21 protein-coding genes are annotated in these 21,911 nt (G+C 58.2%); 8 read left to right on the top strand and 13 right to left on the bottom strand.

Going from position 1 to position 21,911, the window contains the following annotated elements:
• Positions 1-7 precede the first annotated feature (7 nt).
• From JBO43_RS21300 to JBO43_RS21290, 3 genes are all read right to left on the bottom strand, one after another.
• Positions 8-454 carry a PTS fructose transporter subunit IIA gene (locus JBO43_RS21300; RefSeq protein ID WP_095284015.1) on the bottom strand — a complete coding sequence of 149 codons (447 nt, stop codon included), beginning with the start codon at positions 452-454 and terminating at the stop codon, positions 8-10.
• Positions 455-639: 185 nt separating this feature from the next.
• On the bottom strand, positions 640-963 hold the full coding sequence (locus JBO43_RS21295; RefSeq protein WP_095284014.1) for a branched-chain amino acid transport AzlD family protein: 324 nt from the start codon (positions 961-963) through the stop codon (positions 640-642).
• Positions 963-1,622 (bottom strand): AzlC family ABC transporter permease, encoded by a 660-nt coding sequence (locus JBO43_RS21290; protein WP_202674991.1) that lies wholly within the window; start codon positions 1,620-1,622, stop codon positions 963-965. The genes JBO43_RS21295 and JBO43_RS21290 overlap by 1 nt, the downstream gene beginning before the upstream one ends.
• A 102-nt stretch (positions 1,623-1,724) precedes the next feature.
• Here JBO43_RS21290 and JBO43_RS21285 point away from each other — a divergent pair, with 102 nt between their 5' ends.
• From JBO43_RS21285 to JBO43_RS21270, 4 genes are all read left to right on the top strand, one after another.
• The gene (locus tag JBO43_RS21285; protein ID WP_095284012.1) at positions 1,725-2,273 is read left to right on the top strand and encodes a helix-turn-helix domain-containing protein; all 549 of its coding nucleotides are present in this window, start codon (positions 1,725-1,727) and stop codon (positions 2,271-2,273) included.
• Positions 2,274-2,293: 20 nt separating this feature from the next.
• Complete coding sequence (locus tag JBO43_RS21280; protein ID WP_202674990.1) at positions 2,294-3,289, top strand: substrate-binding domain-containing protein; 996 nt, start codon at positions 2,294-2,296, stop codon at positions 3,287-3,289.
• Positions 3,290-3,393: 104 nt separating this feature from the next.
• Positions 3,394-5,517, top strand: coding sequence for an alpha-galactosidase (locus JBO43_RS21275; RefSeq protein WP_202674989.1), 2,124 nt, complete (start codon positions 3,394-3,396; stop codon positions 5,515-5,517).
• Positions 5,518-5,561: 44 nt separating this feature from the next.
• Positions 5,562-6,818, top strand: coding sequence for an MFS transporter (locus JBO43_RS21270; protein WP_202674988.1), 1,257 nt, complete (start codon positions 5,562-5,564; stop codon positions 6,816-6,818).
• 52 nt (positions 6,819-6,870) lie between these two features.
• Here the strand turns inward: JBO43_RS21270 and rhaM are convergent, their stop codons facing one another.
• The 9 genes from rhaM to rhaB form a co-directional block, all read right to left on the bottom strand.
• A complete protein-coding gene (rhaM, locus tag JBO43_RS21265; protein WP_202674987.1) occupies positions 6,871-7,185 on the bottom strand; it encodes an L-rhamnose mutarotase in 315 nt (104 codons plus the stop codon).
• The gene (gene fucO / locus JBO43_RS21260; protein WP_202674986.1) at positions 7,182-8,330 is read right to left on the bottom strand and encodes a lactaldehyde reductase; all 1,149 of its coding nucleotides are present in this window, start codon (positions 8,328-8,330) and stop codon (positions 7,182-7,184) included. The genes rhaM and fucO overlap by 4 nt, the downstream gene beginning before the upstream one ends.
• Positions 8,331-8,453: 123 nt before the next feature.
• Positions 8,454-9,458, bottom strand: coding sequence for an ABC transporter permease (locus JBO43_RS21255; RefSeq protein ID WP_202674985.1), 1,005 nt, complete (start codon positions 9,456-9,458; stop codon positions 8,454-8,456).
• Positions 9,455-10,459 (bottom strand): ABC transporter permease, encoded by a 1,005-nt coding sequence (locus tag JBO43_RS21250; RefSeq protein ID WP_202674984.1) that lies wholly within the window; start codon positions 10,457-10,459, stop codon positions 9,455-9,457. The genes JBO43_RS21255 and JBO43_RS21250 overlap by 4 nt, the downstream gene beginning before the upstream one ends.
• Entirely contained in the window at positions 10,459-11,970 is a 1,512-nt protein-coding gene (locus JBO43_RS21245; RefSeq protein WP_103947788.1) for a sugar ABC transporter ATP-binding protein, read from the bottom strand. The genes JBO43_RS21250 and JBO43_RS21245 overlap by 1 nt, the downstream gene beginning before the upstream one ends.
• A gap of 109 nt (positions 11,971-12,079) precedes the next feature.
• Positions 12,080-13,066 (bottom strand): rhamnose ABC transporter substrate-binding protein, encoded by a 987-nt coding sequence (gene rhaS / locus JBO43_RS21240; RefSeq protein WP_095283999.1) that lies wholly within the window; start codon positions 13,064-13,066, stop codon positions 12,080-12,082.
• Between the two features lie 82 nt (positions 13,067-13,148).
• Positions 13,149-13,985: a rhamnulose-1-phosphate aldolase gene (gene rhaD / locus JBO43_RS21235; RefSeq protein ID WP_103947787.1), complete on the bottom strand. Its 837-nt coding sequence runs from the start codon at positions 13,983-13,985 to the stop codon at positions 13,149-13,151.
• Positions 13,986-14,298: 313 nt separating this feature from the next.
• A complete protein-coding gene (gene rhaA / locus JBO43_RS21230) occupies positions 14,299-15,558 on the bottom strand; it encodes an L-rhamnose isomerase (protein WP_202674983.1) in 1,260 nt (419 codons plus the stop codon).
• Positions 15,555-17,024, bottom strand: a complete 1,470-nt coding sequence (gene rhaB, locus JBO43_RS21225; RefSeq protein ID WP_202674982.1) for a rhamnulokinase — start codon at positions 17,022-17,024, stop codon at positions 15,555-15,557. The genes rhaA and rhaB overlap by 4 nt, the downstream gene beginning before the upstream one ends.
• 301 nt (positions 17,025-17,325) lie before the next feature.
• Here rhaB and rhaS (JBO43_RS21220) point away from each other — a divergent pair, with 301 nt between their 5' ends.
• A complete protein-coding gene (gene rhaS, locus JBO43_RS21220) occupies positions 17,326-18,162 on the top strand; it encodes an HTH-type transcriptional activator RhaS (RefSeq protein ID WP_103947784.1) in 837 nt (278 codons plus the stop codon).
• 72 nt (positions 18,163-18,234) lie between these two features.
• On the top strand, positions 18,235-19,083 hold the full coding sequence (gene rhaR / locus JBO43_RS21215) for an HTH-type transcriptional activator RhaR (RefSeq protein ID WP_202674981.1): 849 nt from the start codon (positions 18,235-18,237) through the stop codon (positions 19,081-19,083).
• Here rhaR and rhaT read toward each other — a convergent pair whose 3' ends face one another.
• On the bottom strand, positions 19,084-20,118 hold the full coding sequence (rhaT, locus tag JBO43_RS21210) for an L-rhamnose/proton symporter RhaT (protein WP_103950006.1): 1,035 nt from the start codon (positions 20,116-20,118) through the stop codon (positions 19,084-19,086).
• 289 nt (positions 20,119-20,407) lie between these two features.
• Here rhaT and sodA point away from each other — a divergent pair, with 289 nt between their 5' ends.
• On the top strand, positions 20,408-21,028 hold the full coding sequence (sodA, locus tag JBO43_RS21205) for a superoxide dismutase [Mn] (protein WP_063144341.1): 621 nt from the start codon (positions 20,408-20,410) through the stop codon (positions 21,026-21,028).
• 74 nt (positions 21,029-21,102) lie between these two features.
• Complete coding sequence (gene yiiM, locus JBO43_RS21200) at positions 21,103-21,777, top strand: 6-hydroxyaminopurine reductase (RefSeq protein ID WP_202674980.1); 675 nt, start codon at positions 21,103-21,105, stop codon at positions 21,775-21,777.
• Positions 21,778-21,911 lie beyond the last annotated feature (134 nt).

Raw genomic sequence — 21,911 nt, 5'->3', positions numbered from 1 at the left:
TGACCCCTTATTGGCTGAGCGTCTGGTTTAGCAGCGTCAGAATCTGGTCGGCATCGCCTTGTTTGAGTTGGGCGATAAAATCGGCGTGGATAATTTTGCGGCACAGGCTGCCGATCACTTTTACCTGATCGTCCTCGCCCTCCTGCGGCACACCGAGGCAAATCCAGCAGGTGACGGCCTCGTTATCGCTGGCTTTCCAGTCCACCCCTTCGGTTTGACGGGCAAAGAGAACAAAAGGCTGTTTGACGGCGACACTTTTGCCGTGTGGCACCGCAATGCCCGAGCCAAACCCGGTGGAATGCAGTTTTTCGCGCAGTAACAGTGTTTGCAAAAAGGCGCTGCGATCGGTGATAAAGCCATTCTGAAAGGCCATATCGGACAGCGCTTTCAGCACAGAATAGGGACTGTTGCCGCGAATGTTGAGGTCAATACAGTGAGGCGTAAGAAGGGCCATGATGCCACTCCATCAGAGAATGTCTGCTGCCATTCTACGGGGGCGATGCGCTGGCTATGAGAGGTAATATGTCAGTGAAAAGTGACAACAGAACAGGGAAGCAAAGCGGCGTTTTGTGGGCGAAACCACACTTTGACGTGTGAGGTTTCCCTGATGAATCTTTCATCATCAGGGAATGTGTTTTATCAATGGATGCCCGCTATGCGCAGCAGTGCCGTCACTACTGCCGCCGCGATAATCACCACGATCAGCGGCACTTTGCGCCACGCCAGGAACACCGCAAACGCCACGCCCAGCACCCGAGCCATTCCGGCAAAATGTTCGCCTTCGTAGAAAGTGGTCGCCAGCGCCACGGAAAACAGCAGAACCGTTGCGGCATCTGAGAGCAACGCCTGGGACCGCTCAGAGAGCGCCAAACGGTTGCCGAGTTTCGCCCCGCCGAGGCGCATCAGATAGGTTCCTGCCGACAAAATGGCGATGCCGAGGATAAAGACCGTCATGTTTTCCATTATTTCTTCCTTGCTGCCAGACCGAGTAACGACAGCAGTACCGGTAAACCGACCGGCGCGAACGGTACCGCGGCCAGCGACAGCGCCGCCCCGCTACAGGCGCGGACAAGCGTAGTACGGTTTTTAAACGCCGGGACCACTAACGCCAGCAAAATTGCCGGGAACACGGCATCGAGACCGATGGTTTCAGGCGCTGGCAGCAGTTTGCCGACCATCGCGCCTAAAAGCGTGCCGAGTGGCCAGATAATCGCCACGCCCATGCCGCACAGCCAGTAGGCGGCTTTGCGCTGCTCGGGCGTTTTTTGCGACAGGCCAAACACCACGCTTTCGTCGTTCATGATGTGGCAGCCGAGGAAGCTCAGTCCGCGTTTCCCCACCAGTTCGCGCACCGTCACGCCGAACGGTACGTGGCGTGCATTCACCAATAAACCCGCCGCCGCTGCCGCAAGCGGATTACCGCCGCTGGCGACAATGCCGATAAACATAAATTCCGACGCGCCCGCGAGAACGGTAATCGAGAGTAAAAATGGCACCCAAAACGGGAAGCCGTAAGCCATCGCCAGCGAGCCGTAGGACATGCCGACGACGCCCACGGCGAGGCACACCAGCACGATCGCTTTTATCGTGTCGCCTTTCAGGCAGGAGAGGGAGTTCTTCATACAATTTTAGCCATATCGAACGAGATTCCATTATAATGAACGCATCAGTATCGTTTTTCAAGATGAACGATTCGTTCGATTTATAGAACAAGAGGCCGTTTTATGACGCAGCCAATCAGCGTGATTGCCAAAAGCCTGGTGCGGGAACGCCTGCGGACCGGGCTGTCGCTGGCGGAGATCGCGCGCCGTGCCGGGATCGCCAAATCCACGCTGTCCCAACTGGAATCAGGCAATGGAAATCCTAGCCTGGAAACGCTCTGGTCGCTGTGCGTGGCGCTGGGTATTCCTTTTGCCCGGCTATTAGAGCCGCAGCAGCCGACCACGCAGGTGATCCGCCGGGGTGAAGGGACGAAGGTGATTGCCGAGCAGGCGAACTACCAGGCGATTTTGCTGGCGTCCTGTCCGCCTGGTGCGCGTCGGGATGTCTACCTCCTGATGACCCAGCCGGGCGCAGACCGCATTTCGCAGCCGCACCCGCCGGGCTCTGTGGAGCATATTATCGTCACTCAGGGCCGCGCGTTAATTGGCCTGACGGACGCACCGGAAGAGTTAGGTCCGGGCGATTACATCTGCTATCCCGCCGATCAGCCGCATATCTTCAAAGCGCTGGAGCCGGATACCCACGCGCTTTTAGTGGCGGAACAAAACTAACTTCTTCGGACCCGGAAATCATGTCGCTCAAAGCCATTGCCAAAGAACTGGGGCTGTCTGTTACCACGGTCAGCCGCGCCCTCAACGGATATGATGACGTTTCTCGTGAGACGCGTGCGCGCGTGGAAGACGAAGCGCAGCGCCGTGGCTATCGACCGAACACCTTTGCCCGTCGTCTGAAGATGGGCAAAATCGACGCCGTCGGGCTGGTGTTCCCCGTCCATCCGGTTCCGCTTAATAACAGCGTGTTTATGGACATGGTCGGCGAAATTAGCCACGAACTGGCGCGACATGAGATTGATTTGCTGCTGATCGCCGACGATGATCTTGCCGACAAACACAGCTACATGCGCATGGTGCAAAGCCGCCGCGTGGATGCCCTGATTGTCGCCCATACCCTCGATCAAGACCCGCGCCTCACGCAGCTGCAAAACGCCGGTTTTCCGTTCCTCGCCCTGGGTCGTAGCCAGCTGCCGAAACCCTACGCATGGTTTGATTTCGATAACTACGCGGGCACCTATCGCGCCACGCGCTGGCTGATCGACAAAGGCCATCAGCGCATCGCTCTGTTAGGCGAAAACAACAGTCAGGCGTTTATCACCCAGCGCCGTTTAGGTTATCTCGACGCCCTGCGCGAAGCGGGGTTGTCCAGCGAATGGCTGCGCGCCATGCCGCCGTCACGCCGCGCGGGCTATACCGCGACGCTTGAGCTGTTGTCGCTGCCCAACCCGCCCACCGCCATTGTCACCGACTGCAACACCCACGGCGACGGAGCCGCGATGGCGCTGGCCCAGCAGGGGCGACTCACCGGTCGCGATGCGGTTTCGCTGGTGGTGTACGACGGTCTGCCGCAGGACAGCATTGTCGAGGCCGATGTGGCGGCGGTGATCCAGTCCACCCGCGAGGGCGTAGGCAAGCAAATCGCCGACATGGTGCGCCAGCTGATTAATGGGGATGATATTTCCCAGCTGCAGGTGCTGTGGCAGCCTGAATTCTCACCGGGCCAGACGGCCTAAATCTCCGCAAAATTCAAAAGTCGATCACAGATCCGAAACGTTTGGGTTGGTATCCGAAACGTTTCGGATCAACACTCAGGACATCCGATGACAGGAGATGTCCGATGCAAGATTCCATTTTACGACTCACAAGCCCGACGACGGACGTGGTGATCAAAACTCACCCGTTCGCCGAAATTGTCTACTGGGGGCCACACCTTCACCACTTTTCGCCGCAGGATGCGCAAAGCCTGATTCGCCCGGTCGCCAACGGCAGAATGGATGTCGATATTCCACTGACGCTGATGGCCGAGCTGGGCCACGGTCTTTTCGGCGCGCCGGGCATCGAAGGCCACCGTCAGGGGCTGGACGGGTCGCCGGTTTTTAAGACCGTTGCCGTCGAGCAGCAGCGCCAGAGCCTGTCTATCACCGCAGAAGACGAACACGCCGGGCTACGCCTGACCAGCGAACTCGCCCTCGATAAGAGCGGCGTGCTGGTGGTGCGCCACGGTTTGACTAACCTGCGGGTGCAGCCGTGGCAGGTGGATCGCCTGGCCGTGACGCTGCCGGTGTCGGAGCGCGCAAAAGAGGTGATGGCGTTTCATGGCCGCTGGATCCGCGAATTCCAGCCGCATCGTCTGACCCTCGAGCACGACAGTTTTGTGATTGAGAACCGCCGCGGGCGCACCTCTCACGAACATTTCCCGGCGCTGATGACCGGCACACCGGCGTTCAGTGAAATGCACGGCGACGTGTGGGGCGTGCATCTTGGCTGGAGCGGTAACCATCGTCTGCGCGCCGAAGTCAAAACCGATGGCCGCCGCTACGTGCAGGCCGAAGCGCTCTATCTGCCGGGAGAAATGGCGATCGCCGAGGGCGAAACCCTCTGGACGCCGAAGCTCTACGCCAGCTACTCCGCGCAGGGGCTGAACGGGATGAGCCAGCAGTTCCACCGCTATCTGCGCGACAATATTATTCGCTTCCCGGAAAACAAACCGCGCCCGGTGCATCTCAACACCTGGGAAGGGATTTATTTCAACCACGACCCGGAATACATCATGCGCATGGCCGACGAAGCCGCGGCGCTGGGCGTGGAGCGTTTCATCATCGACGACGGCTGGTTTAAAGGGCGCAACGACGACCACGCCGCCCTCGGTGACTGGACCCTCGACGAGGAAAAATACCCTGACGGCCTGATGCCGGTGATCAATCACGTCAAAAATCTCGGGATGGAGTTTGGCATCTGGGTTGAGCCGGAGATGATTAACCCGGACTCCGATCTCTACCGCGCACACCCTGACTGGGTGTTGGCCCTGCCGGGGTATCTGCAGGCGACGGGGCGACATCAGCTGGTGCTGAATCTGAATATTCCTGAAGCCTTTGAGTATCTGCTGGAGCGCATGAGCTGGCTGCTGGGCGAGCATCCGGTGGACTACGTGAAATGGGACATGAACCGCGAGCTGGTGCAGCCGGGCCATCTCGGTAAAGCGGCGGCGGACGCGCAAACGCGCCAGTATTATCGTCTGCTTGAGACACTGGGCCAGCGCTTCCCGCAGGTGGAATTTGAATCCTGCTCGTCCGGCGGCGGGCGCATTGATTACGAAGTCCTGACCCGCTGCCATCGCTTCTGGGCGTCCGATAATAACGACGCGCTTGAGCGCAACACCATCCAGCGCGGAATGAGCTACTTCTTCCCGCCGGAGGTAATGGGTGCGCATATCGGTCATCATAAATGCCACGCCACGTTCCGCCAGCACAGCATTGAATTCCGTGGGCTGACGGCGCTGTTTGGACATATGGGACTGGAGCTGGACCCGCTTACCGTCGACGAGCACGAGCGCGAAGGTTACCGCCGCTATGCCGCGCTGCACAAACAGTGGCGCGAGGTGATTCACCACGGCACCCAGTGGCGCGTGGATATGCCGGATGCCAGCACCCAGGCACAAGGTATAGTGAGTGAAGACCAGCGACAGGGGCTGTTTATCGTCAGCCAGCTGGCGATGCCGGATTACACCCTGATGATGCCGCTGCGCATGCCGGGCCTGGCGCCAGATGCGCAGTACCGCATCACGTTGCTCGATCACCCGAATATCCGCCTGACCGGCGAAGGGGGCCACACCATGCGCAAACTGCCGGCATGGATGGAAGCGCCGCAAACGGTGAGCGGCGAATGGCTGATGCAGGCGGGGATCGTCCTGCCGATTCTGGACCCGGAAACCGCCATTCTGATTGGCGTTGAACGCGTGTAAGGGTGATGGGCCGGGCGACCGGCCCTGAGTTGAGGATAAAAATAATGAACACGACTGCCTGTACCCACAAAGACAACCCTAATTTCTGGATTTTCGGGGCGTTCTTCTTTCTCTACTTCTTCATTATGGCCACCTGCTTTCCGTTCCTGCCGATCTGGCTGTCGGATATCATCGGCCTGAATAAAACCCATACCGGGATTGTCTTCTCCTGCATCTCGCTCTCGGCGATTGCCTTCCAGCCGGTGCTGGGCGTCATTTCCGACAAGCTGGGGCTGAAAAAACACCTGCTGTGGATTATCGCGGTTCTGCTGTTTTTGTTCGCACCGTTCTTCCTCTACGTTTTCGCGCCGCTGCTGAAAATGAATATCTGGCTCGGGGCGCTAAGCGGCGGGCTGTATATCGGCTTTGTCTTCTCGGCGGGATCGGGTGCGATTGAGGCCTATATTGAGCGCGTGAGTCGCAACAGCTTCTTCGAATACGGCAAAGCGCGGATGTTCGGCTGTCTGGGCTGGGGGCTGTGCGCTTCAACGGGCGGCGTGTTGTTCAGCATCGATCCGTCGTATGTCTTCTGGATGGGCTCCGGCGCGGCGCTGCTGCTGATGCTCCTGCTGGTGGTCGCCAAACCTAAGCCAAACCAGACCGCTGAAGTGATGAACGCGCTGGGCGCGAACCAGCCGCAAATCACCGCCAAAACCGTTTTCACTCTGTTCCGTCAGCGCAAAATGTGGATGTTTATTCTGTACGTGATTGGCGTGGCCTGCGTGTATGACGTGTTCGACCAGCAGTTTGCCACCTTCTTCAAATCGTTCTTTGCGACGCCGGAAGAGGGAACGCGCGCCTTTGGTTTTGCGACTACGGCCGGGGAAATGTGTAACGCGATCATCATGTTCTGCTCGCCGTGGATCATTAACCGCATCGGCGCGAAAAACACTCTGCTGATTGCCGGGCTGATAATGGCGACGCGCATTATCGGTTCGTCCTTCGCCACCACCGTGACGGAAGTGATCGCCCTGAAAATGCTGCATGCGCTGGAAGTACCGTTCCTGCTGGTGGGGGCGTTTAAATACATCACCGGCGTGTTTGATACCCGTCTTTCAGCGACCATCTATCTGATTGGCTTCAACTTTGCCAAACAGTCGGCGGCCATTTTCCTGTCGGCGTTCGCCGGGAATATGTATGACCGAATCGGTTTCCAGGACACCTATATGATGCTCGGATGCTTCGTGCTGGCGGTGACGGTAATCTCGGCGTTTACGCTGAGCAGCAGGCAGGAAATCGCTGCCGCAAGGGCGGCAGCATAATCTTTCGTAGGCCGGGTAAGGCGCAGCCGCCACCCGGCAATCACACAACACCTTACTCGAGGAAAAACACCTCTTTCAGCTCCGCACTCACCGGGCTATTGTCCGCATTCGCGGGCATCACGTCACGCATGTGTTTCCACCAGCGCTGGCACACGTCGGTATTCGCCACCGCGTTCCAGCGCTCTTCCGATTCAATCTCCACGGTCGCAAACAGCAGGTTACGATCCTTGTCGAGATAAATGGCGTAGTGGTGCGCGCCGTGGTCTTTCAGCACCGATTCCAGTTCTGGCCAGATCGGGGTGTGGCGGCGCTGATACTCCTCGTGGGCGTCCGGGTTTACCTGCATTACAAAAGCTTTGCGAATCATAATGCCTCCAGATACAGCTCGCGCACGTCGTCGCGGCTGGCGGTGCGCGGGTTGCACGGCGCACACGGATCGGCGAGGGCTTTGTCCAGCCAGCCTTCGATGTCCGCTTTGGTGACGCCGAGTTTGCTGAAACCGGATGGAATTCCGACGCGCGTGCTCAGGGCGCGAATGGCGTTGATCGCCTCCATGCTCGCCGCTTCATCGCTCATCCCGCGCGTCTCCACGCCCATCGCCTGCGCCACGCGGGCAAAACGAGTGACCGCATTCGGACGGTTAAAGTTTTCGATGATCGGCAGCAGGATGGCGTTGCACACGCCGTGCGGCAGGTTGTGCGTTGCACCCGGCTGATGCGCCAGGGCGTGAACCAGGCCCAGACCGGCGCTGTTAAAGGCCATACCCGCCAGATACTGGCCGAAGGCCATTTGCTCGCGCGCTTCCAGATTATGTCCGTCGTCGACCGCTTTCGGCAGCCAGAGGCTGATCAGGCGAATCGCTTCCAGCGCGTTAGCGTCCGTGAGCGGGTGCGCGCCAACGGAAACATAGGCTTCAATAGCGTGGGTCAGGGCGTCCATCCCCGTAGCGGCGGTAACGGAGGCGGGAATATCGAGCATCACGCTGGCGTCGTCCACAGCGATATCCGGGATGATATTCGGGTCGATAATTACCTCTTTCACCTGGCGCTCGCTGTCGATGATCACCGCGTTGCTGGTCATCTCCGCCGCGGTGCCTGCCGTGGTGTTGATCGCCACCAGCGGCACACCAGCGTTTTTCACCTTGCCGACGCCGGAATAGGCGGTCGACGGGCCAGGGTTGGCGGTGAGGATTTTAATCGCTTTCGCCGTATCAATCGGGCTGCCGCCGCCGAAGGCAATCACGTAATCACATTCAGCGCTCTGATACGCCGCAAACCCCTTCTGCACCAGCGCTTCCGTCGGATTCGGGAACACCTCGTCAAACAGGTGATACGACATCTGATGGGCGTCCAGGGCGGTAAACAGGCTGTCGAGCAGGCCCATTTTCACCAGCTGGCCGTCGGTGACAATCAGCGCTTTGCCCCACTGTTTGCTCGCCACCAGATTAACCATATCGCCGATAGCACCTGCGCCGTGCAGGCTGATTTTCGGAAGTGCCAACATAAAGCTCATGATAATTCTCCTTAATGATTTTTTGGGTAATCCTTGCCCCTCACCCCAGCCCTCTCCCCAAGGGAGAGGGGGGGAAAGGCCGCACCGTGCAGTCCCCTCTCCCTGTGGGAGAGGGTGAGGGCATCAAATCCGTTTTCGCTGCAAAACCCGGCGGGTGATAATCGGCAGCGAAATCACCACAATCAGCATCGCGCCGATGATCACCGACATCACAATGCCGGGCACGTTGAGCAGGCTCAGTCCAAAGGTCACCAGCCCCATCAGGAAGGCGGCGATAATCACGCCCACCATGCTGCCGGACCCGCCGAGAATATTGACGCCGCCGAGCACCGCCATCGTCACCACCGCCAGCTCCCAGCCCATCGCAATGGTCGGGCGCGTGCTGCCGAGGCGTGAGGTGAGTAGCACCGAGGCCAGGCCCGACATCAGCCCGACCAGCGCAAACAGCAGCAGGTTGTGACGCTTCACGTTGATGCCCGAATACCACGCCCCGGTCGGGTTATTGCCGATGGCGTAAGTCCGGCGACCAAAGTTGGTGCGATGCAGCACGAAGGCAAACACCGCCGCCAGCAAGATAAACAGCGCGAACTCAAACGACAGCGCGCCCCACACGTAGCCCTGCCCGAACCAGGCGAAGCTCTCCGGCCAGCTGTTCAGCGCCTGATCGCCGAGCAAAATGTAGGTAATGCCGCGATACAGACTCATGGTGCCGATGGTCACCACGATCGACGACAGGTTAAAGCGCGTCACCAGAAAGCCGTTGAACAGCCCGCACAGCAGCCCGACGCCTAATCCCACGCCGACCAGCAGCGGCGTATCCACCCCCGCCGCCGCGCAAAAGCCCATCGCCGTGGAGCTGAGCGCGATGGTCGAGGCCACCGACAGGTCGATCTCGCGGGCGATAATCAGCATCGCCATCGGCAGCACGATGATCGCCTTTTCGGTGAAGTTGAAGGTGGCATCCGACAGGTTCCAGATATCGAGGAAATATGGCGAAGCCATCGCATTGACGATAAACACCGCCAGCGTCACCGCCAGCAGGAAGCCCTCCCAGCACAGCAGGCGCTGGAAAATGCCCGTCGGGGCGGGACGATTGTTGATCTCTTCGGTAGTCATCATTTTGCTCATGAGTTCACCGCCTGTTTCTGCTGCTGCCGCGCGGCATCGCGCAGAATTAACCGCCCTTTGCGTTTGTTGCCGCGCTCATTGAGCAACACCGCAATCACGATCACCGTTCCGGAAATCGCCATCTGCCAGAACGGCGAAACGCCGATCACCGGCAGCGCGTTGTTGATAACGCCAAGGAACAGCGCGCCGAACAGACAGCCCAACACTCGGCCCGTGCCGCCCATCGTGCTGATGCCGCCGATCACGCACGCGGCAACGACCTGCAATTCAAAACCGTTGGCGACATCGACGTAGGCCACGGCGAAGCGAGAAATCCACAAATAGCCGCAAAATCCGGCCAGCGCGCCCGAGAGGCAGAAGCTGACGAACTGCATTTTGCCGGCGTTGATCCCGGTGTAATACGCCGCCGTGGCGTTGCCGCCTGCGGTGTAGAGGGCGCGCCCGGTGCGGCTGTAGCGCAGGAAATAGCCGACCAGCAGCAGGGCGGCAATCGCGCACCAGCTCAACACCGGCAGACCGAGGAGCGCGGCGCGCGGCAGGGCGAGGAAATCTGCCCCCATCTGGTTGGAGTTCACCCAGCCGCCGCCGGTGAGTAAAAAGATAATTCCGCGATAAATGCTCATGGTGCCGAGCGTCACCACAATCGCCGGAATCCCCAGTTTCCACACCAGCAGACCATTGATGGCGCCCATCAGCAGGCCGAGTGTGGTCGCCAGAAACAGCAGAGCCCAGACCGGCACGTCGGGATAGTGGAAGTTAATCAGCGCGACAATCATCCCCGTTAGCGCCAGATTGGCCGCCATCGACAGATCGATGCCTTTGGTCAGCAGGACCATCATCTGGCCCAGCGCGAGGATTATCAGAATCGAGGTGTCGTTAAACATCTCCACCAGATTTCCCGGCGCGATAAACGACGGCACGCGGCTGCCGATGGCGATTATCATCAGCACGATGACCCCGCCCAGCAGGGCTTCGCGGTGTTTCAGGAGTGACTTGAACATTACGCGGCCTCCTGTTTGGCGCCGCTGGCCGCGCTGACGATGGTTTCCGCCGTCGCGCCGCCAGCCGGGTATTCCGCCACCATCAGCCCCTCGTGCATGACGATGATGCGATCGGCCATGCCCATCACTTCCGGCAGTTCCGATGACACCATGATCACCGCCAGCCCCTGGCCGACCAGTTCGGACATAAACTGATGAACGGCGGCTTTAGAGCCAATATCGATGCCTTTTGTTGGCTCATCGAGGATGATCACCTCAGGATGCGTCGCCAGCCATTTGCCAATAACGACCTTTTGCTGATTGCCGCCGGAGAGCGTCTCGACCGGCTGTTTCCAGCTAAAGGCCTTCACCTGCAAGCGTCGGGCGTACTCATCGGCCAGCGCCCATTCGCGATCGTGATTCAACACGCCGCCGGGATTGAGTTTGCTCAGCTGCGGCAGGCTGATGTTCTGCGCAATCGACAGCTCGATAATCGCCCCTTGCTTTTGCCGCTCCTCCGGCACGCAGACAATCCCCGCGCGAATGGCGTCGGCAGGCTGGCGGAAACGCTGCGCATTGCCGTTCAGCACAATTTCGCCGGAAGAGGGGCGCGTGACGCCGGAAAGCGCCTGCATCAGTTCGGTTCGCCCGGCTCCGACCAGCCCGTAAAAGCCGAGAATTTCGCCTTTGCGCAGAGAAAACGAGATGTGCGCGAACTCGGTGGGATGACAGAGATCTTTTACCTCCAGCACCGTCTCCCCTTTTTCGCACGCCACTTTCGGGAAGGTCTGGGTGATTGCCCGACCCACCATCATCGCCACCATCCGCTCTTCGGTGATGTCGTTGATCGCCCCCGCGCCGACAAATACGCCGTCGCGCAAAATGGTGTAGTGGTCCGCCAGCTCAAAAATCTCGTCGAATTTGTGCGAGATAAACAGGATCGCTTTCCCGTCCTGCTTGAGGCGCTCAACGATCTGATAAAACTCGAGGATTTCGTGCTGCGACAGGGCGGCGGTGGGCTCGTCGAGGATCACCACCTGTGCCTCAAACGACAGGGCGCGGGCAATGGCGACCATATGGCGTTGGGCGATGCTCAGAGTTTTAAGTGTCGCTCGTGGGTCGATTTGCACCTCGAGGCGCGTGAGGATCTCCTGCGCCCGGCGGTGCATCTGGGGCCAGTCGAGCTTTTTGAACAAGCCCTTATGCAGGTACTGGCCGACAAAAATGTTTTCGGTCACCGACAACTCATCGAACAGCACGGTTTCCTGATGAATCGCGGTTATCCCGACCTTGTGCGCCGATTCCGGCGTCGGGAGATGAATGGGGATCGCTTTATAAAGGATTTCGCCCTCTTCGGGCTGGTAAATCCCGGTCATCACTTTGACCAGCGTCGATTTGCCTGCGCCGTTTTCACCAATAAGGGCGGTAACTTTGCCGGGCCAAAGCTCAAGCTGCACGTTCTCAAGGGCGCGCACACCAGGGAAAATCTTGGTGATGCCCTTGAGCTCCAGCAGCGGGGTGGATGCGGTCATGAGAGTTCTCCGGATAATCCCCTCTCCCCCCGGGAGAGGGTTAGGGTGAGGGGACGTGCGGCCTGATGCCCTCACCCCGGCCCTCTCTCACAGGGAGAGGGAGAAGGGATTAAAAGATCTTCGAGAACTTATCAATATTGCTCGCATCGTAGACGAACGGCTCGGCCATTGCGCCGCTGCCGTCGGCATCAAGCTTCACTTTGCCCAGTTTGCCCATGCTGGCTTCGTCTTTGGTGGCGGTGCCTTTCACCAGGTCGTCGGCTAAATAGGTGGCGGCGTAACCCAGGTCAATCGGGTTCCAGATAGCGAAGCTTTTGCTCGCCCCGGATTTCACCGCGCCGGCCATTTCAGACGGCAGACCGAGGCCGGTGACGTACACTTTGCCAATCTTGCCCTGATCCTTCACCGCCTGCGCAGCGGCCACGATCCCGACCGACGACGGAGAGACGATCACTTTCAAATCCGGGTAGGTTTTCAGCAGGCCGACCGCTTCGCGGTAGCTCTTGTCCGAGAGATCGTCGCCATAGGCCACGGTCACCAGATTGACGGACGGGTACTGCGGCAGCACCTTTTTCATCTCGGCAATCCAGGTATTCTGGTTGGTGGAGGTCGGGGTGGCGCTCAGAACTGCCACTTCGCCTTTGTCGACGTTCAATGCTTTCAGCGCCTCGGCGGCCAGCTTGACGTTGGTTTCACCGATCAGCGCGTTATTCGATGGATTGAGGTGGATCTGACGCCCGGCTTTCGCCACGCCGGAATCCCAGGAAACGACTTTGATCCCGCGCTGCATCGCTTTTTTCAGCACCGGCACCAGCGCATCGGGATCGTTGGCGGAGATGGCGATCGCATCTACGCCCTGGGCGATCAAACCGTTCAGCACTTCGATCTGCGCTTCGGCGGTGGTGGTGGTCGGGCCGGTATAAATCACTTTCACATCACCCAACTCTTTGGCCGCCTCTTGTGCGCCAACGTTCGCTGCCTCGAAGAATCCATTTCCGAGAGATTTCGCCACCAGGGCGATTTTCACTTCTGCAAGTGCGGAACCGGACAACGCCAGAGCGGCAACGGTGAGGATTAAGCTTGTCTTTATTTTCATTGCTTTGACTCCACTTAGGATGACATGTGTAGGGTTTGCAGGTGTTTTTTCGCCCCGTCTCAATGAGCGGGGCGCGATGTTGTTATTTGTACAGCTCTAACGCCGATTTCAGCGGGGTGACGCCGAAGCGTTTACCCAGCGCGATCAGCTCTTCCTGAGTGATGGTCTGCTTCATTCCGCCCATGGAATAGACCTTCACCAGCACTTCAGCCGACTTCTCGGCGGTATCGATCAGGCCAAACGCTTCATCAAGCGTCGGGCCACTGCCGAACACGCCGTGGAATGGCCACAGTACCAGGGAATGTTTTTGCATCTCTTGCGCGGTGGCTTCGCCGATTTCATCGGTGCCTGGCACCATCCACGGCAGAATGCCTACGCCGTCCGGGAACACCACCAGACACTCGGTGCTGCCTTCCCACAGTTTGCGGGTGATGAAGTCGGTGCTGTTTTCCAGCACGTAGGTCAGGGCGATCAGGTTGGTCGCGTGGCAGTGCATGATCACGCGGTCTTTGCCGTCCGTCGCCTTGATGCGCTCGCAATGGGAGAGGAAGTGCGCCGGGAGCTCAGAGGTCGGCACCGCTTCGTTCGTCAGCCCCCAAAGAATGTGGTAGCCCGCGCCGTCGCTGTCCACTTTTACGATGCCTAAATTGGCGGCGGGATCGAGCTGCACGTTACGGAAGAATTTGCCGGAACCGGTGACGATAAACGGCGTGTTGGCGAGCAGCGGCATCGGCTGGCTCAGGGCGATATAGCGCGGCTTCTGGTGGAAATCGGCTTCGAACGGCGCGATATCGGCGTCGTCGAGGCGCAGCGTCAGGTTGCCGCCGTTGCGCTCGTCCCAGCCTTTCAGCCAGGCGTCGGTGGTGGCTTTGATCATGCCCTGGACGAACCAGGCGTTGGTGATGGTGATGGTGTGCATAGTGTTCATGTTCCTGTTAATTCGGCGAGGCCTGATGCCCTCACCCTAACCCTCTCCCACAGGGAGAGGGGACTGTTCGGAGCGCTGGTTTTCTCCCTCTCCCACAGGGAGAGGGGACTGTTTGGAGCACTGGTTTTCTCCCTCTCCCACAGGGAGAGGGGACTGTTCGGAGCACTGGTTTTCTCCCTCTCCCACAGGGAGAGGGGACTGTTCGGAGCGCTGGTTTTCTCCCTCTCCCTCAGGGAAAGGGGACTGTTCGGAGCGCTGGTTTTTCTCCCTCTCCCTCAGGGAGAGGGCAGGGGTGAGGGTTGTTTTACCCGCGCTGACTCAACACCTCTTTCTCATACGCCCGCACGTTGTCCAGCCACTGGCTGCCTGCTGGCGCATCGTTGCGCTGGCAGTACATTTCCCACACGGCCTGCCACGGCAGGGATTTTTGCTCTTCGAGCAGCGCCAGACGCGCGGTGTAGTCGCCTTGCTCTTCGAGCGTACGCAGGGCCGCCGTCGGCTCCAGCAGAGCGCGCAGCAGGGCTTTTTTCATGTTGCGTGTGCCAATCACCCACGCCGCGATGCGGTTGATCGAGGCGTCAAAGAAGTCGAGGCCGATATGCACGCGGTCGAACAGATCGTGGCGAATGATTTCGCTGGCGATGGCCTGGGTTTCGTCATCCAGCAGCACCACGTGGTCGCTGTCCCAGCGCACCGGGCGGCTGACGTGCAGCAGCAGGCGTGGGACGTAAAGAATGGCAGCAGAGATTTTGTCGGAGATAACCTCAGTCGGGTGGAAGTGGCCCGCGTCCAGGCACAGGGCGGTCTGGCGGCTGGTGGCGTAACCCATGTAGAACTCGTTCGAGCCAACGGTATAGCTTTCTGCACCGATGCCGAACAGTTTGCTTTCCACCGCATCAATGTGATGCGCCGGATTCAGTTTTTCACTGATCACCTCGTCGAGCGCCTCCAGCAAACGCTGGCGCGGAGCCAGACGGTCCACGGTGATGTCTTTCATGCCGTCCGGGATCCAGATGTTCATCACCGACGGCGTGCCAAGCTGTTCACCGAAGTAGGCCGATACGCGGCGGCTGGCTTTGACGTGGTCGATCCAGAACTGACGGATTTCGTCGTCGGCGTGGGAGAGGGTAAAACCGTCGGCGCTCAGCGGATGCGAGAAGCAGGACGGATTAAAATCAAGCCCCAGTTTGTTGGCTTTGGCCCACTCCACCCAGTTCTTAAAGTGTTCCGGTTTGATTTCGTTACGTGCGACCGGCTTGCTGGCTTCATGATAAATCGCGTGCAGATTCAGGCGTTTTGGACCAGGAATTAAACTCAAGGCCAGTTCCAGATCGGCGCGCAGTTCGGTGGCATTACGCGCTTTACCCGGATAATTGCCGGTCGCCTGAATGCCGCCTGTCAGCGCGCCGCCACTGTTTTCAAAACCCGCGACATCATCGCCTTGCCAGCAGTGCATGGAGACCGGCAGACGGTCGAGCTGACGCAGCGCCTCTTCGACATCCACGCCCACGGCGGCGAAACGCTGTTTAGCCAGTTCCCAGGCTTGTTCAAGTTGAGTGGTCATGCGCAAAGCTCCTTTGTCAGTCGTTTTTGCAGAAACTGCGCCTGATAGCGGGCAATTTCATGGCAGGGATTAGGGGTAAAAGTGGTGAGCGGGTAGTTGTGGGTCACAACCGCCCGGAAATCGTCAACGTTGGATAGCTCGTCCAGGGTCATCAGCTGAATGCCGATATTGCCCAGCGTCGAGGCCTCCACAGGGCCGGCAACCACAGTGATGCCGCAAGCGTCGGCGCAAAGCTGGTTCAGCAGCTGGTTCTGACAGCCGCCGCCAACGATGTGCAGTTGGCTAAACGGTTTTCCGCGCAGCGTCGCCAGCTCGTTCAGAACATCGGCGTAAAGCAGGGCGAGGCTGTCGAAAATGCAGCGTGCCAGCTCTGCCGGAGTTTGCGGCACGGGCTGCGCGCTCTCGCGGCAGGCTGTCTGAATTTCAGCGCTCATGTTGTGCGGATTGATAAAACGGTCGTCGTTCGGGTTGATCACGAAACGGCAGGCTGGCAGTTTTTCCGTGTCGGCAATCAGACGTGCCAGGTCGGTGATGTTCTGCTCTTTCAGCACTCGCTGGAGCAGCCATAGCCCCATGATATTTTTCAGCACCCGGTAGCGGCCTTCCGCACCGCCCTCGTTGGTGATGTTCGCCGCCAGCGATTTTTCACAGGTGTAGGGCGTTTTGCTCTCAAAGCCCATCAGCGACCAGGTGCCGGACGAGAGATACGCCGCGTCTTTGTCGGCCAACGGCGAGGCAATCACCGCGCTGGCAGTATCGTGGCTGGCCACGGCGACAACCGGGATTTCATTCTTCTGCGGGCAAATCCAGTGACCGATCACATTACCGGGATGGGTCGGCGTGCCGAACCAATTGGCGGAGGCGCCTGTCCAGTTGAGCAGGTTTTCGTCCCAGTTATCGGAATTGATGTTCACCAGTTGGGTGGTGGTGGCGTTGGTGTATTCCCAGTTCATTTTCCCGGTCAGGCGGTAGCTGAAGTAGTCCGGGATCAGCAGGGCGTGGGCGACGTTCGCCACCAGTTCCGGCTGCTGTTCCACCAGGGCGCGCAGCTGATAGAGAGTATTAAAGGGCAAAAACTGGATGCCGCTGCGCCCGTAGATGTCGGCTTTGCCGAGCTGTTCAATAGCGCGGGCCATCACGCCGTCGGTCCGGCTGTCGCGATAGGCAACGGGCAGGCCGACGCGATCGCCGCTGGCATCCAGCAGGACAAAATCGACGCCCCAGGTATCGATGCCGATGCTGTCGATTAAAATGCCTTCGTCGCAGACCTTGTTCAGCCCGGTGCGGATTTCCGCTTCCAGACTGTCAATATCCCAGGTCTCCACGCCGTCCTGCTTTTGCAGGCAGTTACCGAAGCGATGGATTTCACGAAGCGAAAGTGCACGCTGTGCAGGCACGTAGCTGGCGAGCATTACGCGCCCGCTGGATGCGCCTAAATCGACAGCCACACAATGGCGAGAGGTCATAATTCGGTCCTTCTTGAAGTCATTGCGAAACAGTCTAAGAAAGGGAAGAAAAACGCACCTTCTCGCCACTGACAGGCAAAATCCCGCGCTGGCAAGAAAGCAAAGATGAACGTGAGGAAGTTCACAGTTTCCAGTAATGACGGGGATTTCAGGCCATGTGACCGTTGCCGCATTTCCCGATCTTTCCCGCTGTTTCTTGAAAAACTGACAGGCTTTGCACGGTTTGATGTCGAAAATTGAAGGTGAGAAACCCGGCCCTTAATTACTATTTTGAGAACATTTCTCATTGGTGGTGGCCGTGATGACCGTACTGCACAGCGTGGATTTTTTCCCTTCAGGAAGTTCGCCGGTGGCGATCGAGCCGCGGCTGCCTCAGGCGGCCTTTCCGGAACATCATCATGATTTTCATGAAATTGTGATTGTTGAGCACGGGACGGGCATTCATGTGTTTAACGGCCAGCCCTACACCATCAGCGGTGGAACGGTGTGCTTTGTGCGCGATCACGACCGGCACTTGTACGAACATACGGACAATCTGTGCCTGACCAATGTGCTGTACCGTTCCCCGGATGCGTTCCAGTTTCTCTCCGGGCTGAACCAGCTGCTGCCGCAGGAGCAGGACGGGCACTATCCGTCGCACTGGCGGGTGAATCAGTCGACGCTGCAACAGGTGCGTCAGCTGGTGGGGCAGATGGAAAACGCGGAAGAAAATACTGAAACCCATGCGCGCGCCAGCCGTGAACTGTTGTTCATGCAACTGCTGGTCCTGCTGCGCCGCAGCAGCCTGGTGGAAGGGGCGGAAAACAACGACGCGCGCCTCAATTTGCTGATGGCGTGGCTGGAAGATCACTTTGCAGAAGATGTGAGTTGGGAAACGGTGGCGGACAGGTTTTCACTTTCGCTGCGCACCCTGCATCGTCAGCTCAAGCAGCACACGGGCCTGACGCCGCAGCGCTATCTGAACCGGCTGCGTCTGATCAAAGCCCGGCACTTGCTGCGCCACACGGACGATAGCGTTACGGATATCGCGTATCGCTGTGGATTTGGCGATAGTAACCACTTTTCGACGCTTTTCCGCCGGGAATTTAGCTGGTCGCCGCGCGAAATCCGCCAGGGAAGGGATGCGTCACTTCAGTAACGCGAGGACAATCACCGTTTTTTCGGCGCAAAACAGCTAATAATGTCAGGTTATTAGCTGTTGAGGTGTGTTGTGGGCGCTCCGTTAATCCTTCGCAAAACCGATTTCTTTGCTAACGCCGTGCAGGCCGTGGCGGTGGCCGATCGCTATCCGCAAAACGTCTTTGCCGAGCACACGCACGAGTTTTGCGAGCTGGTGCTGGTGTGGCGCGGCAACGGCCTGCACGTCCTCAACGACCGCCCGTATCGCATCACCCGCGGCGATCTGTTTTATATCCGCGCGGAAGACAAACACTCCTATGCCTCGGTCAACGATCTGGTTTTACAGAACGTGATTTACTGCCCGGAGCGGCTCAAACTCAACGTCGACTGGGCGGGGCTGATCCCCGGATTTCGTGAAGCACATTCCGCGCCGCACTGGCGTTTGAGCAGCAACGGCATGACCCAAGTGCGACACGTCATCACCCAGCTTGAACAGGAAAGCCTGAAAGCTGAACCGGGCGCGAATGAGATGGCCGAGTTGCTCTTTGCCCAGCTGGTGATGACTCTCAAGCGTTACCGCTACGCGATTGATAACCCGTCTGCCAATGAGCAGGAAGCGCTGCTCGACAGGCTGATTACCACGCTGGCGGGCAGCCTGAATCGCAGCTTTGTGCTGGAGAAGTTTTGCGAGCAGGAGCAGTGCAGTGAGCGCGCGTTGCGCCAGCAGTTTCGCACCCAGACGGGGATGACGGTGAACCACTATCTGCGCCAGCTGCGGATTTGCCACGCGCAGTATCTGCTGCAACATACGGAGCTGATGGTGAGTGAAGTTTCGACGCGCTGTGGCTTTGAGGACAGTAACTATTTTTCGGTGGTGTTCAATCGCGAGATCGGGATGACGCCGGTTCAGTGGCGTCATCACAGTCGAAAAGCAGCGTGATTAATTTGCCATGCCAAGTCCGACAATGTTGGCCGCAATAATAATCACTACGCAACCCAGACTCAGCACGCTCACCGGACGCCGTCCGGCGTTGTTCCACTCTTTCAGCACCAGCCCGACAATCCCGCCGCACAGCACGTAGAAGCTCATGTGCAGCATCCAGCTCATATAGTCATACTGCGGTGGAATGCTGGCGTGGCCCCAGGCGTAGAAGAAGAACTGCAAATACCACATCAGGCCGCCGAGTGCCGACAGCAGCACGTTGGTGATGATCAGGTTTTTTGCCAGCGAGAAGTCGGCTTTTACCGACAGATTCTTCACTTTTGCCAGACGAATGAAGCAGAAGCCGAGGTTAACCAGCGCACCGCCTCCCATGATGACTACGTAGCTTGGCAACGCGACGTACAGCGGGTCCACGCCAAGCGCAGCGGCAGCTTCATGCATCGGTTTGGCGGCGTTCATCGCAAATGACATCCCGGCGGAGAAAATACCGCACATTACCGCCAGGATCAGACCTTTCTTCAGATTGAACTCTTCCGCGCGAATCCCCATTTTGCGCTCTTTCAACTGACCTGCGCGGGTGACAATCCCCACGCCGACCACCGCCACCAGCACGCCCAGCAGCGTCATCTGGCCGCCTTTGGTGTTGATCAGCACGTCGAAATTACCGTTCAGGATTGGCGTCATCAGGGTGCCGACAATCAGGGTGATGCCAATCGCAATCCCGATGCCCATCGACATGCCGAGATAGCGCATGGTCAGGCCATAGTTGATATTGCCGATGCCCCACATCGCGCCGAACAGAAACACCGGCAGCAGCGTCGAGGCGCTAAAGGAGGAGAAATATCCCCAGAAATCGGGCAACAGCATGGCACTGATAGTCCACGGCAGGATCAGCCAGGAAACCGTACCGCCGACAGACCACATGGTTTCCCATGACCAATGTTTGACCTTTTTAAACGGGGCATAGAAACAGGCTGCACTGGCTGCGCCTATCAAATGCCAGAAAATACCCATCGTAATCGCATGATTCATTTTTACATCCTCATCGTTTTTATAGGCCGGTGGCTTCCCTCCGACTCCGATGAGTTTAAAAATTAAGCGGCGAGCGAACCTTCAGAAGGTTGCCGTACTTTTCTTGTCTATGGCAATCAGCGCGTTAACCGCGTGAGCAGACTCACAAATTCGCGTTTGCAGCAAAATGAATAACCTTATAAAAACTACGGCATTGATAATCATTTTCAATATCATTTAATTAACTATAATGAACCAACTGCTTACGCGGCATTAACAGCTGTGCCGCCCGACAATAATGGAGAGGATTATGAGTTATACACTGCCATCCCTGCCGTATGCCTATGACGCACTGGAACCGCATTTCGACAAGCAGACGATGGAAATCCATCACACTAAACATCACCAGACTTATGTGAACAACGCGAACGCAGCGCTGGAAAGCCTGCCAGAATTCGCCAGCCTGTCTGCTGAAGAGCTGATCACCAAACTGGATCAACTGCCGGCTGACAAGAAAACCGTTCTGCGTAACAACGCGGGCGGTCACGCTAACCACAGCCTGTTCTGGAAAGGCCTGAAAACCGGCACTACCCTGCAGGGCGATCTGAAAGCCGCTATCGAGCGCGATTTCGGTTCCGTGGACAACTTCAAAGCAGAATTCGAAAAAGCGGCAGCGACCCGTTTCGGTTCTGGCTGGGCTTGGCTGGTACTGAAAGGTGACAAACTGGCTGTGGTTTCTACCGCGAACCAGGATTCCCCGCTGATGGGTGAAGCAATCTCTGGTGCGTCTGGCTTCCCAATCGTGGGTCTGGACGTGTGGGAACACGCTTACTACCTGAAGTTCCAGAACCGTCGCCCGGACTACATCAAAGCCTTCTGGGATGTCGTCAACTGGGACGAAGCAGCCGCGCGTTTCGCTGCTAAAAAATAAGGTTGCACTAGCGCCTGCGAGAAGCGAGTCTGATGACTCGCTTTTTTTGTATCTGCAGAAAGGAGCCACGATACATGCAGCATCCGGTGAATGTGTTTACAGGCAAGATCAGGGACTACGACGGCAGCCGGCCGAGCGCGATTGCTAAAGTGCAGGTCGACGGCGAACTGACTCTGACCGAGCTCGGGCTGGCGGGGGATGAGCAGGCCGAGAAAAAAATCCACGGCGGGCCGGAGCGCGCGCTGTGCCATTATCCGCGTGAGCACTACTCGCACTGGGCGCGGGAATTCCCCGAGCAGGCAGAGCTTTTTGTTGCGCCAGCATTTGGTGAGAATCTGTCGACCGAGGGTCTGACCGAGAAAAACGTCTTTATCGGCGACATTTTTCGCTGGGGCGATACGTTGATTCAAGTCACGCAGCCGCGCTCGCCGTGCTTTAAGCTGAACTACCACTTCGGCATCAGTGATATGTCCGCGCAGCTGCAAACGGCAGGTAAAACCGGCTGGCTGTATCGGGTGATTCTGGCTGGGAAAGTGTCGGCGGATGCGCCACTGGAGCTGGCCTCCAGGCTCAGCGATGTGTCGGTTTATGATGCCTGCGCGATTGCGTGGCATATGCCGTTTGATGATGAGCAGTATCGTCGTTTGTTGTCGGCGGCGGGGTTATCGACCAGCTGGACGAGAACGATGCAGAAGCGGCGCATTAGCATGCAGATCGAGGATAATTCGCGGAGATTGTGGGGGAAGTAGGGGTTTCCGTGCGGCCAGTGTCGCCCGGTGGCGCTACGCTTACCGGGCCTACGATTAGGTTTTGTAGGCCCGGTAAGGCGAAGCCGCCACCCGGCACAAAGCCCACACAGAATTCGTAGGCCGGGTAAGGCGTA

Origin of the sequence: Lelliottia jeotgali, from assembly GCF_016771845.1 — a bacterium.
GTDB lineage: Bacteria > Pseudomonadota > Gammaproteobacteria > Enterobacterales > Enterobacteriaceae > Enterobacter > Enterobacter jeotgali.
This window is presented reverse-complemented; position numbering and strand designations above follow the sequence as displayed.

Excerpts from the sequence above, each read along its gene's own strand:
- JBO43_RS21275 (WP_202674989.1), top strand. The coding sequence starts at position 3,394 with ATGCAAGATTCCATTTTACGACTCACAAGCCCGACGACGGACGTGGTG.
- JBO43_RS21250 (WP_202674984.1), bottom strand. The coding sequence starts at position 10,459 with ATGTTCAAGTCACTCCTGAAACACCGCGAAGCCCTGCTGGGCGGGGTC.
- rhaM (WP_202674987.1), bottom strand. The coding sequence starts at position 7,185 with ATGATTCGCAAAGCTTTTGTAATGCAGGTAAACCCGGACGCCCACGAG.
- yiiM (WP_202674980.1), top strand. The coding sequence starts at position 21,103 with ATGCAGCATCCGGTGAATGTGTTTACAGGCAAGATCAGGGACTACGAC.
- fucO (WP_202674986.1), bottom strand. The coding sequence starts at position 8,330 with ATGAGCTTTATGTTGGCACTTCCGAAAATCAGCCTGCACGGCGCAGGT.
- sodA (WP_063144341.1), top strand. The coding sequence starts at position 20,408 with ATGAGTTATACACTGCCATCCCTGCCGTATGCCTATGACGCACTGGAA.
- rhaB (WP_202674982.1), bottom strand. The coding sequence starts at position 17,024 with ATGACCTCTCGCCATTGTGTGGCTGTCGATTTAGGCGCATCCAGCGGG.
- JBO43_RS21300 (WP_095284015.1), bottom strand. The coding sequence starts at position 454 with ATGGCCCTTCTTACGCCTCACTGTATTGACCTCAACATTCGCGGCAAC.
- rhaA (WP_202674983.1), bottom strand. The coding sequence starts at position 15,558 with ATGACCACTCAACTTGAACAAGCCTGGGAACTGGCTAAACAGCGTTTC.
- JBO43_RS21285 (WP_095284012.1), top strand. The coding sequence starts at position 1,725 with ATGACGCAGCCAATCAGCGTGATTGCCAAAAGCCTGGTGCGGGAACGC.
- JBO43_RS21270 (WP_202674988.1), top strand. The coding sequence starts at position 5,562 with ATGAACACGACTGCCTGTACCCACAAAGACAACCCTAATTTCTGGATT.
- JBO43_RS21290 (WP_202674991.1), bottom strand. The coding sequence starts at position 1,622 with ATGAAGAACTCCCTCTCCTGCCTGAAAGGCGACACGATAAAAGCGATC.
- JBO43_RS21245 (WP_103947788.1), bottom strand. The coding sequence starts at position 11,970 with ATGACCGCATCCACCCCGCTGCTGGAGCTCAAGGGCATCACCAAGATT.
- rhaS (WP_095283999.1), bottom strand. The coding sequence starts at position 13,066 with ATGAAAATAAAGACAAGCTTAATCCTCACCGTTGCCGCTCTGGCGTTG.
- JBO43_RS21280 (WP_202674990.1), top strand. The coding sequence starts at position 2,294 with ATGTCGCTCAAAGCCATTGCCAAAGAACTGGGGCTGTCTGTTACCACG.
- JBO43_RS21295 (WP_095284014.1), bottom strand. The coding sequence starts at position 963 with ATGGAAAACATGACGGTCTTTATCCTCGGCATCGCCATTTTGTCGGCA.
- rhaS (WP_103947784.1), top strand. The coding sequence starts at position 17,326 with ATGACCGTACTGCACAGCGTGGATTTTTTCCCTTCAGGAAGTTCGCCG.
- rhaD (WP_103947787.1), bottom strand. The coding sequence starts at position 13,985 with ATGCACACCATCACCATCACCAACGCCTGGTTCGTCCAGGGCATGATC.
- JBO43_RS21255 (WP_202674985.1), bottom strand. The coding sequence starts at position 9,458 with ATGAGCAAAATGATGACTACCGAAGAGATCAACAATCGTCCCGCCCCG.
- rhaT (WP_103950006.1), bottom strand. The coding sequence starts at position 20,118 with ATGAATCATGCGATTACGATGGGTATTTTCTGGCATTTGATAGGCGCA.